Source organism: Bacillus sp. BB51/4, from assembly GCF_008368845.1.
In the GTDB taxonomy this organism is placed as follows: Bacteria; Bacillota; Bacilli; order Bacillales; family Bacillaceae_G; genus Bacillus_A; species Bacillus_A wiedmannii.
This window is the reverse complement of record NZ_QOSC01000005.1, coordinates 191,057-204,839: the sequence shown is the minus strand read 5'-3', so window position 1 is coordinate 204,839 and position 13,783 is coordinate 191,057. Positions and strand designations below refer to the sequence as shown.

Below are 13,783 nucleotides of genomic sequence, written 5' to 3'. Positions count from 1 at the left end.
TTCACGCCACATCAATCTTGTCGATTTTACGATACGATAAATAACTAATGAAAATCCCTAATAAACAGAGCACTATTGGGATAGCTATAAAATCAAACATACTTACTTGACCGTTTCCAGGACCAACGTTACCACTAATCAGCATACCAATTATTACTGCCGAAGTAATCGTTGTCGGTGTCGATTTCTTTCTCATCCCAAAAAATAAAGGAATTAAACTTATACCAGATATCATAAATGCACTTATAAAAGTAGTTGGAACGATAGCTATTATTTCACCTATCGTAGCTGGCGTTTCAATCAGTCCCATCATTGGACTCACAAAATATACGAGCAAACTAATAATGAAAGTAGCGATAATCGTGCTCAAAAAACAAAAACAAAAAACAATTGTTAATTTCGCTCTCATTAACATTTTCCTTTGCAGCGGGTACATAAATGATAGTTGTATCGTTTTGTTCTTATACTCATCAATTACTAAACGTGATAAAATAACCGAACTAAAAATAATGAATGTTATCCTAATAACAATATTTGCTAAAGCCATGTTCTGTGTGAAGTCAGAGAAAAGCACGTCTCCCTCGGCTTTCATTCCTAATGCCATAAGGCTTATTGCAGCGAAAATTGCTATAATACAAATTGCTACACTTTTAAAGTAACTAGATAATCGATGCTTTTTCCACTCAAGCTTCATTAATCTAAGCATACAAACCACGCCTCCATTCTTTATATAACTCTCTCTACGCTGTTAACATTCTAATTCCAGCAGTAATTACGCTTAACATTCCTATCACTAGTAGAATTAGCAACCATTTCCGCTCTGGTTTCCTATAATATAAAATCCCACTTATGAACATTACGATCCATCCACTTACTAGATTCACTAGCAATCCATTAAGCATGAATGCCCTCTCCATCCATTACATTTAAGAAATATTCTTCTAAGGAACTATGTTTCTTATTAATACTTTCAATTTCTACATCGTTCATAATAAGTGCTTTTGAAATGGCCTGCTGAGACGCTGACGTATCATACACACGAATCATGTTTCCACTCATTATTTTATAATTTTTTATGCCAAGTTTATCTTCTAAAATATAAGCTGCACGCTTCACATCAGGAACAGTAATTTCAATGTACTCTGTTTGTTTTCCGTTAATACTCTTCATTGAAACTTCTTTTATTAGTTTTCCATTTTGAATTACACCAATTGTATCCGCCATTTGTTCCATCTCGCCTAAAATATGACTAGAGACTAATAACGTAATACCATATTCTTTGCAGAGCATTTTAAATAAGTCTCTTAATTCTTTAATACCAATTGGATCTAAACCGTTAATTGGTTCATCTAAAATGAGTAATTCTGGCTTTGTCATGATCGCCCTTGCAATACCAAGTCGTTGCTTCATACCTAATGAAAAATCTTTTACTTTTTTATCATCTATACCGTGCAATTTCACTAAATGTAAAGCATGATCGATTGCGTTCTTGTCGTAATACCCCATATATTCACAATGTAATTCTAGGTTTTCCTTCGCCGTTAATTTATCATAAAAGATTGGATATTCGATAATTGTCCCCATGCGCTTTAACAATTCATAAGATGTATCCGTTAACTTCTCACCAAAAATTTCAATATCACCGCTCGTCGGTTTTATTAAATTTGTGATCATTTTCATAATCGTTGTTTTACCTGCACCATTCGGTCCTAAGAAACCGTATATCTCTCCTTTTTTCACATGCATGTTAACGTTAGAAATAACTTCTTTCCCTTTAAACACTTTCGTTAGCTGATTCGTTTTTAATATATATGTCATGTCATTTTCTCCTTTCGCACTACTTTATACTTCTATAATAGACAACGGAAATCTCTTTTTTCTTACCCGTTCCTTACAAATTCCTTACGCTGAAAAAAAGCTTGTAGAATCTACTTCTCTACAAGCTAAAACAGTATCTTTTTTAATACCACTGTAAAAATTGTTTTTTCATACGGCTTACTAGAAAGATGTATTTCTCCATCCATCGCTTCCACAAGCCTTTTCGTAATCGTTAATCCTAAACCGCTTCCTTGATACAATCTATTTCTGGAATCTTCAAGTGTGTACATACGCTCAAACACTTTATTAATGTGAGATTCATCAATTCCTTTTCCTGTATCCCATACATCTATATACACACTCGTTTCATCGTCTCTTAACGTCATACCGAGTGTCTTTCCATCGTCTCCATATGTAATCGCATTTGATATTAAATTATTCAATACTCTACCTAATACTTCTACATTTCCAAGTGCATATATATTTCTTTCTGGTATATCAATATGAACTTGAAACCCTTTCGTCGTCACTAAATCATAAAAAGATAAAATCTTCTCGCGACAAACTTCATTCATATATACTTTTGTCATCTCAATTGCCTTGTCACCAGATTCTAATTTTGCTAAATCAAAAAACTTATGAATCAGTTCCATTACTTCTAGTGTTTTCACATGCACCTTTTCAAGTAATATTTGCTGTTCTTCTTTATTTATCGTTTTATCCTTATTTAACATTTCTGTATATCCAAGAATAACTGTTAGTGGCGTCTTTAAATCATGTGAAATATTGGAAAGCATTTTTCTCATCGAAATTTCTACTTTCGCATGATCTGCATTCGTTTTCTGTTTTGCAGCTAATAATTGATTAATTGCCACTAATAATTTTTGCAATTCTAGATCATCTGTCATAACGAGTAACTTCTCGCCTGTTTGTTCATTTACAATACTTTCTAACTTTTCGTATGTGTATCGTAAATTTTTGCTACTGTTTTTCCTCATTTTATACTGTATGTAAATGACACATAACAATATAAAAATAATACCTATTAACAAATTGACCATATTACATCACTTCCAACTTATAGCCGATGCCCCATAACGTTTTAATATACTCTGGATTAGATGGATCACTTTCAATTTTCTCGCGCAATCTCCTCATATGAACATTTATAACATTATCATCACCGTAATACTCTTCGTTCCAAACTAACGTATATATTTGCGCTTTCGTAAATACACGATTTTGATTCTTTACGAATAGCTTTAAAATCTCAAATTCTTTTAAAGTAAGTTTGAGGGGCTTTCCGTTTTTTTCAACCGTAAAATTAATTGGATCAATTGCTAAATCACCAATTTGAATCATCTTTTCTGTTGTTTCTGTAGCCGAATATTTCGTAGACCTCCGAATACCCGCTTTTACACGTGCAGCCAATTCAATCATAGAAAATGGCTTACAAATGTAATCATCTGCTCCCAGTCCTAATCCAACAGCTTTATCAACATCTGTATCTTTTGCCGACATCATTAAAATCGGAACTGCACTTTTTTCCCGAATGATTCGCACAACCTCTAAGCCATCTAGCTTTGGCATCATAATGTCGAGGATAATCAAATCAAATGAACCTTTTAAATATGTGTTCACGCCTTCTTCTCCATCAGATGCGATTGTAACTTGAAAGCCCTCTTTTATTAAATACTTTTCCACCATCTCTTGAATTGAGATATCATCTTCAACTAATAAAATATGATGTGACATATGTCTATCCCCTTTTTCACAAACATTAACATTTCAATTGTATCGTAACGAATGAATACTGGAAAGAATTATATGAATTTTCAAACCAACTTCCCTTCCTTCCCTAACAATGATATGATAAAATTCACTACTATTGTTCATAATTAACTTTATATAAAGGAGACTTATCATGTCAGAAAACAAAAAAGTAAGCTTAGCTGATTTAATGCGTGAACAACTTGCAAAGAAAAAGCAAGGAAATGGAAATGGTTCAAATAATACAAATCAAAGCCAAGAAACGAAAAAATTACAAAACCAACAAACGAAGAAAACAAACAACCAACGTAGACGTACAGGTGTATAAATGAACGGACAAAAACGTACTAATATCGCACCCGGTCTTGAAGTTGACATTGTCTTAAAACAAGATCAACGCACCGGTAAATTAACACGTGGAATTGTAAAAGATATTTTAACTAACTCCCCTTCTCATCCGCATGGCATTAAAGTGCGATTGCAGGATGGGCAAGTCGGTAGAGTACAAAATATCGTTCAATAAGAAAAGGAGCTCAAGTAAACTCGAGCTCCTTTTTCTTTATTAACCTTTAATTTTCTCAATGAAAACTACTTTTAAATAGTCTCCTTCTTTAAATTGATCAATGGTACGAAAATCTTCTGGTAAAGAATGTTCTTCTAATATTTTGTATTTGCCATTCATTTCTTTAAATGCTGTATCGATAAAGCCTTTAAACTTTTTCATATCGAATGCACTACAATTTGTAGAAGCAACGATAATCCCATTATTTTCTGTAATCGCAATTGTTTCTTTTAGTAAGTTTTTATAATCTTTCGCTGCACTAAATGTATATTTTTTTGAGCGTGCAAAGCTTGGAGGATCAAGTACAACCATATCAAATTTCATCTTTTTCTTAGCTGCATATTTGAAGTAAAGAAATACATCTTCTACAATAATATCTTGCGCTTCATAATCAACTTCATTTACACTAAACTGCTCAATCGTTTTACTTAAACTACGATTTGCAAGGTCGACACTCGTCGTTTTACTCGCTCCGCCAAGCGCTGCAAATACAGAGAAAGCACCTGTATAAGAGAACATATTTAATACTGTTCTCCCCTTTGCATATTTATCACGAATTTGTTTTCGAACGTTACGCTGATCTAAAAATACACCAACCATCGCTCCGTCATTTAAATAAACAGCAAAGTTCACACCGTTCTCTTTTACGATAAGCGGGAACTCGCCGCGCTCTCCTGCTACGAAATCATCGCCTTCAATGTATTTTCCTTTCGTATCAAAACGCTTTTTCTCATAAATACCTTTAAAGTTTGCTACTTTTTGAAGAGCTGCTATAATCTCATCTCTGAAAGTATAAATCCCTTCACTATACCAACTGACTACATAATAGCCGTCATAATAATCGATAATTAAGCCTCCAAGACCATCACCTTCACCATTTAGGGCACGGAATGCTGTCGTATCACTTGATTTGTAAAATTGCTTTCGTTTATGTAAGGCAGATTTTATTTTACTTTCAAAGAAAGATTGATTAATTTGTTCACTCTCTTTTCTCGTTAAAATCCAGCCGTATCCTTTATTTTGTTTTCCATAATAACCTTTTCCGACAAAATTGTTCTTCTCATCTACTACTTTAATGATTGTTCCTTCTTCCTGAACATCATTTAAATTTTGAATCGCATCTTTTAAAATAAGCGGATATCCACTTTTAATTTCTTTTATAAATTTCGGTTTTATTTTTACAGTTACTTCTGATCGCATATAATAACTTCCTTTCCATTTGCATGCTTTCTCTATAGGAAGCATTTAAAAAACGAGCCTGAAAAACCAGCCTCGTTTCACTATACCATATTATTGCTTTGCTAGTACAACTCGCTCATTCTCTCACTTAACCGCCACATATTTACTACATTTTGAAATGGAAATCTTACTGGCCAAAATAATAAAAGAACTTATTTATTTCACATTTACCATTGACAATGATAATGATTTTCATTATCATTTAATGTATATGAGTTCTCGAAAATAAAGGCTATATTTATAGGAGGAATAAAACATGATTATTGTTACAAATACAGCTAAAATTACAAAGGGAAATGGGCATAAATTAATTGAGCGTTTTAATAAAGTAGGTCAAGTCGAAATGATGCCAGGCTTTTTAGGATTAGAAGTTCTTTTAACGCAAAATACAGTTGATCATGATGAAGTAACAATTAGCACACGCTGGAATGCAAAAGAAGATTTCCAGGGGTGGACGAAGAGCTCAGCATTTAAAGATGCTCACTCACATCAAGGCGGGATGCCAGAATATATTCTTGATAATAAAATCACTTACTACAATGTTGAAGTTGTACGTATGCCAATGGCTGCAGCACAGTAAACATATTTCTTTTTTAAAGTATAGAATATGAGAAGCGTTACCACTTCTCATATTCTATACTTTTTTTACTGTCTCTTTACTAGTTTCGCATGCACGACTAACCTTCCTGCTTCCGGATCAAGTGCATAGTCACACGTCGAAAGTGTTACGATTTGATCACTCGCTGTCAATTTTGTATCCGTTTTGTACAGCGATTTTTCTTGAATTTTCTCCAAAAATGGTGTGTATTCCGTATCATTGCTAAAATCCGTTTCAATGTAATAAAAATCAGTTGTTGTTGTATACACCGAGAACACTTCAAGATCATATCCTTCAAATAATGTATCGTAATATAATTTACGATGCGACATGAAGAACTCTTCATCTAACATTTTCTTTAAACTTCCAAACATAGAACCATCTTTCATACGGTGACCATATAAAATAGTATTTCGATTTTGAGATTTCACATCATTACGATAGTCCATAAAAATGCTGCCTGCTCTCATATCTTCACCTTTATAATTACGAAATAAATAGTAATCATTGTCTTTCGCCTGAACGATTGGATAATTAATTTGTGTATCATCCATCGTAATCCATCCAACTATTTCTTGATTAATTTGCTGCAGAGCTTTGAACTGTTTACGTACTTCCCCGTCTTCTGATTGCTCTTCCATCGGACTCTTTTCATAAATGTTTTGTGCTTCGGCCATTACTTTACGATTTTCATAGTAATCCATGAAAATATCACCTAATTCATATACTGAATAGAAAAAGGTACCTAAAAAAACAACTGTAAGTATTCGTTGAAAAAAAGAATTCTTCTTCCGTTCTTTTTTACTACTCAAATTATCACCTCAAAACGGATTGTTCGCATATTTAAATACCCATTGGGACCATATACAACCCTGTATCTTCATCTTGCTTTACAACGACATCTACACCGTATATCGTCTTTATCATACTTTCTGTCACAACATCATTCGGCTTACCTTTCGTAACAATTTCGCCGTCTTTCATAACGATGATATGATCACTATAGCGAATCGCCTGATTGATATCATGTAATACCATAACGATTGTCAATCCATGTACTTCATTTAACTCTTTTACTAGCTCTAATATTTCAAGTTGATAATAAATATCTAAATATGTTGTCGGTTCATCTAAAAAGAGCATTGGTGTTTTCTGAGCTAACGTCATGGCAATCCAAACACGTTGTCTTTCTCCACCAGATAAGGCGTGAATCTCTTTATCACGTTTACTTAGCAAATTCGTACATGCTAAAGCCCTTTCGATTGCTTCTCTATCTTCATCAGTTTGCGAGGGAAAAATATTTTTATGAGGCATACGACCATAACTTGTTAATTTCTCTACCGTCATGTCTGCCGGTGCTTCATTTTGTTGATGGACAACGGCTAACTTTCTAGCAAACTCTTTCGGTTTATATTGACTAATCGCCTTCCCATCGAGTATTATCTCTCCGCTACGAGGGTCGTAATTTCTTGACATCACACCAAGTAATGTCGATTTCCCGCAACCGTTTGGACCAATAATTGTTGTAATTTTACCAATTTCTATTTCACTACTAACCGACTTTAATCGATCCGTTACATTATCATACGAAAAGGTTACATTTTTAATTTCCATGAACTTTATCACTCTTTCTAAGCAAGAATATTAAGAATGGGCCACCAATCACTGCCATAATCGTCGCTGCTGGAATTTCGTTAGGTGGCACAATTAACCTTCCAATCGTATCCGCCGTCAAAATTAATAACGCTCCTGCAAGAGCAGAAAATGGAATTAATACTTTATGATCCGAACCGACTAGTTGTCTTGAAATGTGCGGAACGAGTAATCCTACGAAAGCAATAACACCTGCAATTGCTGTTGATACTGCTGCTAAAAGTACTGCAATAGCAGAAATAATAAGACGAACTCTCGTCACGTGCAAACCTAAGTTTTTCGCAGTCTTATCTTGTAGCGATAATAAGTTGCACCAAGCTCCTACAAACAGAGCAAGAATAAGACCAATTGTTCCATATGTAACCATTATTTCTACATCGCCCCACGTCTTCATCGTTATGTTAGAAGTCGTCGTTTGCTTAATACTCTTAATGAAGTATCCGCAAATCGTAATGAACGATTCATTTAATCCAGTGAACATTGCATTAATAGCTATACCAACTAAAATAATGCGAAGCGGACTTAACCCTGACTTCCATGAAAATGCATAAACGAGATAACATGCAAACGCACCACCTAAAAAGGCGAATACGGGTGTCCAGAAAAAGAATTGCGGGAATAACGTAATAATAACAAGTGTCATAAAACTTGCCCCAGAAGATATCCCGATTACCCCAGCATCAGCAAGTGGATTTTTCATAACAGCTTGAAAAAGCACACCTGAAACGGCCAGAGCTGCTCCAGTAAATAGTGCAATAATAATACGTGGGAAACGTAAATCTTTAATCACTTCAACATCTTCATTCCCCCCTGTAAATATCCCTTGCACAAGCTCAACAATACCTATTTCTAAACTCCCTTTCATCGCTGACAATGATGTCATAACAATAAGCAATGCAGTAACAATGAGGAAACTCCAAGTTTTTTTATTCATTCCACTCTTCCTTTATATTAAAATGCATCACGGATACATCATTTTTTTCAATTCATCTAACGCTTCCATTGCTGCTAAATTACCTGTCGTCCCAAATAAGCGCTCTTCTAAATCGTAAACACGGTTATTTTTAACTGCAGCGAAATGTTTCCAAATATCATTTGTTTTAAATTCTTTATCAAACATTTTCACAACTTCATCAGGCATACCATGAGCTGCTCGTAAAATAATATCTGGATCAGCTTTTTTTAAATACTCTGTATTAGAAGCTAAATACTCTACTTGTTCACCTTGCACAATATTTTTACCACCTAGTTGTTTCACTAAATCTCCAATATAAGAATGCTCTGTTGCTACTAAATAACTCCCTGGTACACCTAATAAAATAAGCACTGTCGGTTCTTTCTTTCCCTTTACTGCTTTTTTAATCTCTGCAACCTTGTTATCTAACTTCGTTACAACTGCTTCAGCCTGCTTTTCACGTCCATATTGCTTACCTAAATCGCTAATGGAATTTTGCATATTTTTCAAGCTTGTTAAATCTAAAAAGTTTGCTTTCATGCCCACACCATCAAAAACTGGCTTTAATTCATATTCAAGTGTTGTCACGGATAATACTTCTGACGGCTTTAACGATTTTACCTTTTCCATATCAGGACTCATCGGATTCCCGACTTCAGGTAAACCTTTATATCTCTTTGGTAAATCTTTCGTACTTGTTGGAACACCAACTAAATCTACTTCTAATGCATCCATAATTTCAGTAACAGCAACTGTCGTTGCAACAATTCTTTCTTTACTCTCACTCTTTACCTGTTTTGCTGCTTCTTTTTTGGGCGCCGAGCATCCAGCTATACTCACTAATAGAATGATAGCCATTAGTACACTAGCAATTTTCTTCACTCTCAATCACCACTCCTTTCCAAACAATATGAAACAAGTCTTGATGCATGCGAACATGCATCAAGACTCCAAAAATTACAATCTTCCTGCTCTATATTTACGAACTAGTAAAGCAAGTGACCCAAGCAATAGCACCATGTATAAACCTAGTTGTGCTGTATCTGCCGTTTTTGAGTTTTTCTCTTTTTTTGAATCATTTTTTTGATCTTCTTTTTTCTTCTTATCATCTGCATTTCGGTTAAAATCAGGATTATCTACTTTTTTCACATTATCTACTTTCGGTGTAATCACTGGATTGTCCGGATCATTTTTTGGATCCTCTTTAATCGTGCCTAACGCACCAATATTATTTGTATCAAATTGAATTTGGACATCGTAGAAATGATGGTAGTTCATTTCATTGATATCAACTTTTACTTTTGCATTTAATTTTGCAAATAAATCACTTACTTCAAATTGCACTACTCTCGTATTTGCATTTTTATCTTCGCTTACTACTTTCGCATCAGCAAAAAGACTGTTATTTTCCGTTTGGAATTTTGTAATCCATGCACTATTTTTCAACGTCATCTCAATGTACTTTTTACCATCTTTAACGATTAATTTTGCTGGGTGTACAGTATAGTCATGCATCTTTGAAAGCTCATTTGTTTTATCTTTTAACACTTTAAATGGAATATCATATTGACCATCCACTAAATTTTCCGGATCAACTATTACTTTTGGTTGATTATTTCCGCCTTGGTTGTCGTTTCCACCTTGGTTATCGTTTCCACCTTGGTTATCGTTTCCGCCTTGGTTATCGTTTCCGCCTTGGTTGTCATTTCCACCTTGTTTGTCATTTCCACCTTGGTTGTCGTTTCCGCCTTGATTACCTAAAACTTTTATACTACCTTGATCAAATACAAATTGAACATCGTAGAAATGGTGATAATTCATCGCATCAATATCTACTTTTACTTTTGCGTTTAATTTTTTAGATAAATCATCTACTTCTAACTCTACTACTTTTGTATTTTGCTCTTTATTCTCACTTAACACTTTTGCGTTAACAAAAGAACCATTCTTTTCAAACTCAAATTTTGTAATCCATGTACTGTTCGTTAATGTAAACGATACATACTTCTTACCATCTTTCACTTTTAGTACAGCTGGACTTTTTGTATATGTGTTCATCATTGAAATTTCTTCTGTTTTATCTTTTAGAACTTTAAAGCCAATGCTGTATTCACCATCTTTAAGGGCTTTTGGATCAATGGTTGTGTTATTACCTTGGTTATTGTTCCCACCTTGGTTATTGTTCCCGCCTTGGTTGTTGTTTCCGCCTTGATTGTCGTTTCCACCTTGGTTGTTGTTTCCGCCTTGGTTGTCGTTTCCGCCTTGATTGTCGTTTTCACCTTGGTTATCATTTCCGCCTTGATTGTCGTTTTCACCTTGGTTATCATTTCCGCCTTGGTTATCGTTTCCACCTTGGTTATCATTTCCGCCTTGATTGTCTAACGGTTTAACGCTATCTTTATCAAATGCAAATTGAATGTCGTAAAAATGGTGATAATTCATTGAATCGATATCTACTTTTACTTTTGCATTTAACTTTTTAGATAAATCATCTACTTCTACTTCCACTACGCGTGTATCAGCTTTTTTATCTTCACTTAATACACTCGCATCAACGAACGAACCATTTTTCTCAAATTCAAACTTTGTAATCCATGCACTATTCGTTAATGTGAATGATACATATTTTTTACCATCTTTCACCTTTAACACGCCCGGACTCTTCGTATACGTGTTCATCATTGAAATTTCTTCTGTTTGATCTTTTAAGGCTTTGAAATTGATGCTGTATTCACCGTCTTTAATTGTTTCAACATTCGGCTTCTCTACCTCTGGCTTTTTATCACCGTCTGGTTGCTTTTCTTCGTTCTTAATTGACTCAAGTTTATCTTGTTCAAATAAAAGTTGTACATCATGTGTTTGCTTATAGTTTCTTGATGCCATTTCGATAAATACTTTTGTATTTAATTTTTTTGATAAATCGTCCACTTCAAACTCTACTACTCTTGTATCTTTTTCTTTATCTTCACTCACTACTTTTGCATCAACAAATGCGCCATCTTTTTCCGTTTGGAAATTTTTAATTAATGAGCTACTTGTTAGTGTTACAATTGCCTTTTTCTTACCGTTTTCTACTTTTAATACTCCTGGATTTACCATGTAAGTATTCATCTTAGATTCTTCATCTGTCTTATCTTTTAACACTTTAAATGGAATACTATAATTCCCATCGTTAATTGTGTTAGAATTGGGTTGTTGATTTGGGTCAGGCTTTTGGTCGGGCTTCTGACTTGGATCCGTTTTTTCATTTGGATCTGGCTTATTTGCTGGATCCTCTTTTTCATTTGGTTTTTCTACATGAATCGGTGTAATACTATTTTGATCAAATGCAATACGCACATCATAATCATGATGATAATTTAAAAAGTCTATGTCCACTTTTACTTTCGCATTTAATACTTTCTCTACATCGTCCACTTCAAATTCTACTACTCGTGTATCTTTTTCTTTATCTTCACTAATTACATTTGTCGCAACAAACTGGCCATTTTTTTCTGTTTCAAACTTCGTAATCCATGAACTATGTTCTAACGTAAAGGATACCTTCTTCTTCCCATCCTTCACTTTTAAAGTTCCTGGACTTACAGAGTATTGATTCATCATAGATTCTTCATCTGATGTATCCTTAAGAACTTTGAAACCGATTGAATATTCACCGTCAGCTAGTTGGCTTGCTGCTTGAACTGCAAGCGGTTGTAATGTTGATACGAATGTAAATGCCATTAAAAACATAGCAACAATAATTTTTACATACCTGTTCAATGGAACGACTCTCCCTTTTGGAAATTTTTTAATTATTTAATACTGTTCCCATCAAATACAAAACGAATATCATATGAAGCATTATAATTAATAATTGGGATATTAATTTTCACCTTGCCATTTAGTTTTTTTGACAAGTCAGCAACTTCAAATTCTACAACTCTAGTATTATCTTTTTTGTTTTCACTTAACACGATTGTTTCTACAAATTGACCATCTTTTTCTACTTGTAAACTTTTAATAGAAGCACTATCTTTCACTTTAAATGAAACATATTGTTTTCCATTTTTTACTGTTAATGTTGCTGGGCTTTCAAAATAACTATTCATTCTAGATGATTCATCTTTATCGCCTTTCCATACAGTAAAAGCAATATTATATTTTCCATCAGCTAGTTTTGTAGCAGCCTCTGCATCTTGTAAACCTAGTGTTGCGATAAACGTAAATAAAACAGCAAATACGCCAATAATCATTTTTAATTGTTTAAACATATATTCATCGCCCTTCAAAAGATTTATTTACTTAACTTCACTTTACGAATTAAGAAAACACCTGAAATAAGAATTAACGCTGCAAATATTCCAATGCGTGCTTCATCACCTGTTTTTGGATTATCTGTTTTTTCAGCTTTTCCACTTTCATTTGTTCCTTTGCTTGCCTCTATATTTGCTTCTTTACTCTCTTCTTTCTTCACTTCTTCTTTTACTTGTGTATCTGTTTTTGTTTGATCATTATTCTTTGTTACAGTAGTTGCTTTATTTTCTCCACCTACCGCTTTTACATTTGCATCAAACGCAAAGCGAATTGTGTAGTTATGGTCATAATTTACGTTCGGTACAACAACATGAATTTTTGCAGCTGCTTGCTTAGATAAATCGTCTATTTTAAACTCTACAGTTCTTTTATCTGCTGATTCATCTTTACTAACAACTTTTGCATCAACAAAATTCCCGTTTTCAGGTGCTTTAAATTCTGTAATCCAAGCACTATGATTCATCGGAATTTGTACTCTCATCTCACCATTTTTTACAACTAACTTAGCTGGTTTTTCAAAATAATCATTTGCCATTGAAGCTGAATCATTTTCCGCTTTTTGAATGACATAGTTAATATCATAAGTACCGTCAGCTAGTTGTGCTGAAACTTTCCCATATGGCATGACAAGAAAAGCTAGCATACATACGAACGTTATAATAAAAGCGGGTAATACAGAAATCTTTCTCATTTGGCTTACTTCCTCCTTGTTTATCTTTCATCCATACTTTTTTGAAAATGATAATTATTCTCAATTTATAAGAAAAAAATAATAATCCTCTATCATTATTTAATTGTAATTTATTTATGTAATGTAGATATTATTGATTATCATTCTCATTATGTGTTAAAAATAATATCCCTCCCTATTCCTTATAAAGAGCGATTTACA

The 13,783-nt window shown here is 33.8% G+C and carries 16 protein-coding genes; 3 read left to right on the top strand and 13 right to left on the bottom strand.

The genetic code is table 11. The features are described 5' to 3' along the window. Position 1: 1 nt before the first annotated feature. The 5 genes from DN392_RS03340 to DN392_RS03325 all read right to left on the bottom strand — a co-directional run bounded on the left by DN392_RS03340 (position 2) and on the right by DN392_RS03325 (position 3,573). On the bottom strand, positions 2-706 hold the full coding sequence (locus tag DN392_RS03340) for an ABC transporter permease (protein ID WP_048565758.1): 705 nt from the start codon (positions 704-706) through the stop codon (positions 2-4). 34 nt (positions 707-740) lie between these two features. After that, positions 741-902: a hypothetical protein gene (locus tag DN392_RS30235; protein WP_000931779.1), complete on the bottom strand. Its 162-nt coding sequence runs from the start codon at positions 900-902 to the stop codon at positions 741-743. Further along, positions 895-1,818: an ABC transporter ATP-binding protein gene (locus DN392_RS03335; protein WP_000221072.1), complete on the bottom strand. Its 924-nt coding sequence runs from the start codon at positions 1,816-1,818 to the stop codon at positions 895-897. Before DN392_RS03335 ends, DN392_RS30235 begins: the two co-directional genes overlap by 8 nt. Positions 1,819-1,943: 125 nt before the next feature. Further along, positions 1,944-2,879 carry a HAMP domain-containing histidine kinase gene (locus tag DN392_RS03330; protein WP_000247667.1) on the bottom strand — a complete coding sequence of 312 codons (936 nt, stop codon included), beginning with the start codon at positions 2,877-2,879 and terminating at the stop codon, positions 1,944-1,946. 1 nt (position 2,880) lies between these two features. Beyond that, a complete protein-coding gene (locus tag DN392_RS03325) occupies positions 2,881-3,573 on the bottom strand; it encodes a response regulator transcription factor (protein WP_000018032.1) in 693 nt (230 codons plus the stop codon). A 169-nt stretch (positions 3,574-3,742) separates the two neighbouring features. Here DN392_RS03325 and DN392_RS30230 point away from each other — a divergent pair, with 169 nt between their 5' ends. Both DN392_RS30230 and DN392_RS03320 read left to right on the top strand, forming a co-directional pair. Next, entirely contained in the window at positions 3,743-3,916 is a 174-nt protein-coding gene (locus DN392_RS30230) for a hypothetical protein (RefSeq protein WP_001293585.1), read from the top strand. After that, positions 3,917-4,111, top strand: a complete 195-nt coding sequence (locus DN392_RS03320) for a YwbE family protein (protein WP_001014319.1) — start codon at positions 3,917-3,919, stop codon at positions 4,109-4,111. It abuts the gene before it with no gap. Positions 4,112-4,150: 39 nt separating this feature from the next. On the opposite strand, the gene DN392_RS03315 is transcribed toward DN392_RS03320, so the two are convergent. Then, positions 4,151-5,350 carry a class I SAM-dependent rRNA methyltransferase gene (locus tag DN392_RS03315; protein WP_001255963.1) on the bottom strand — a complete coding sequence of 400 codons (1,200 nt, stop codon included), beginning with the start codon at positions 5,348-5,350 and terminating at the stop codon, positions 4,151-4,153. Positions 5,351-5,645: 295 nt separating this feature from the next. Here DN392_RS03315 and isdG point away from each other — a divergent pair, with 295 nt between their 5' ends. Continuing rightward, on the top strand, positions 5,646-5,969 hold the full coding sequence (gene isdG, locus DN392_RS03310) for a heme oxygenase (protein ID WP_000587822.1): 324 nt from the start codon (positions 5,646-5,648) through the stop codon (positions 5,967-5,969). Between the two features lie 65 nt (positions 5,970-6,034). On the opposite strand, the gene srtB is transcribed toward isdG, so the two are convergent. The 7 genes from srtB to isdC form a co-directional block, all read right to left on the bottom strand. Next, positions 6,035-6,799, bottom strand: coding sequence for a class B sortase (gene srtB / locus DN392_RS03305; RefSeq protein ID WP_088321501.1), 765 nt, complete (start codon positions 6,797-6,799; stop codon positions 6,035-6,037). A 31-nt stretch (positions 6,800-6,830) separates the two neighbouring features. After that, on the bottom strand, positions 6,831-7,601 hold the full coding sequence (locus DN392_RS03300) for an ABC transporter ATP-binding protein (RefSeq protein WP_088321500.1): 771 nt from the start codon (positions 7,599-7,601) through the stop codon (positions 6,831-6,833). Further along, a complete protein-coding gene (locus DN392_RS03295) occupies positions 7,591-8,574 on the bottom strand; it encodes a FecCD family ABC transporter permease (protein ID WP_001036828.1) in 984 nt (327 codons plus the stop codon). Before DN392_RS03295 ends, DN392_RS03300 begins: the two co-directional genes overlap by 11 nt. 27 nt (positions 8,575-8,601) lie before the next feature. Continuing rightward, positions 8,602-9,483 carry a heme ABC transporter substrate-binding protein IsdE gene (isdE, locus tag DN392_RS03290; RefSeq protein WP_002107606.1) on the bottom strand — a complete coding sequence of 294 codons (882 nt, stop codon included), beginning with the start codon at positions 9,481-9,483 and terminating at the stop codon, positions 8,602-8,604. Between the two features lie 69 nt (positions 9,484-9,552). Continuing rightward, on the bottom strand, positions 9,553-12,357 hold the full coding sequence (locus DN392_RS03285; protein ID WP_088321499.1) for an NEAT domain-containing protein: 2,805 nt from the start codon (positions 12,355-12,357) through the stop codon (positions 9,553-9,555). A gap of 32 nt (positions 12,358-12,389) precedes the next feature. Continuing rightward, positions 12,390-12,848, bottom strand: coding sequence for an NEAT domain-containing protein (locus tag DN392_RS03280; RefSeq protein ID WP_002107604.1), 459 nt, complete (start codon positions 12,846-12,848; stop codon positions 12,390-12,392). A 23-nt stretch (positions 12,849-12,871) separates the two neighbouring features. Next, positions 12,872-13,582, bottom strand: coding sequence for a heme uptake protein IsdC (gene isdC, locus DN392_RS03275; protein WP_001226899.1), 711 nt, complete (start codon positions 13,580-13,582; stop codon positions 12,872-12,874). Positions 13,583-13,783: the final 201 nt, after the last annotated feature.

Bases quoted from the DNA above. Each gene is read 5' to 3' on its own strand.
- DN392_RS03340 (WP_048565758.1), bottom strand. From the start codon at position 706: ATGCTTAGATTAATGAAGCTTGAGTGGAAAAAGCATCGATTATCTAGT.
- DN392_RS30235 (WP_000931779.1), bottom strand. From the start codon at position 902: ATGCTTAATGGATTGCTAGTGAATCTAGTAAGTGGATGGATCGTAATG.
- DN392_RS03335 (WP_000221072.1), bottom strand. From the start codon at position 1,818: ATGACATATATATTAAAAACGAATCAGCTAACGAAAGTGTTTAAAGGG.
- DN392_RS03330 (WP_000247667.1), bottom strand. From the start codon at position 2,879: ATGGTCAATTTGTTAATAGGTATTATTTTTATATTGTTATGTGTCATT.
- DN392_RS03325 (WP_000018032.1), bottom strand. From the start codon at position 3,573: ATGTCACATCATATTTTATTAGTTGAAGATGATATCTCAATTCAAGAG.
- DN392_RS30230 (WP_001293585.1), top strand. From the start codon at position 3,743: ATGTCAGAAAACAAAAAAGTAAGCTTAGCTGATTTAATGCGTGAACAA.
- DN392_RS03320 (WP_001014319.1), top strand. From the start codon at position 3,917: ATGAACGGACAAAAACGTACTAATATCGCACCCGGTCTTGAAGTTGAC.
- DN392_RS03315 (WP_001255963.1), bottom strand. From the start codon at position 5,350: ATGCGATCAGAAGTAACTGTAAAAATAAAACCGAAATTTATAAAAGAA.
- isdG (WP_000587822.1), top strand. From the start codon at position 5,646: ATGATTATTGTTACAAATACAGCTAAAATTACAAAGGGAAATGGGCAT.
- DN392_RS03300 (WP_088321500.1), bottom strand. From the start codon at position 7,601: ATGGAAATTAAAAATGTAACCTTTTCGTATGATAATGTAACGGATCGA.
- DN392_RS03295 (WP_001036828.1), bottom strand. From the start codon at position 8,574: ATGAATAAAAAAACTTGGAGTTTCCTCATTGTTACTGCATTGCTTATT.
- DN392_RS03280 (WP_002107604.1), bottom strand. From the start codon at position 12,848: ATGTTTAAACAATTAAAAATGATTATTGGCGTATTTGCTGTTTTATTT.
- isdC (WP_001226899.1), bottom strand. From the start codon at position 13,582: ATGAGAAAGATTTCTGTATTACCCGCTTTTATTATAACGTTCGTATGT.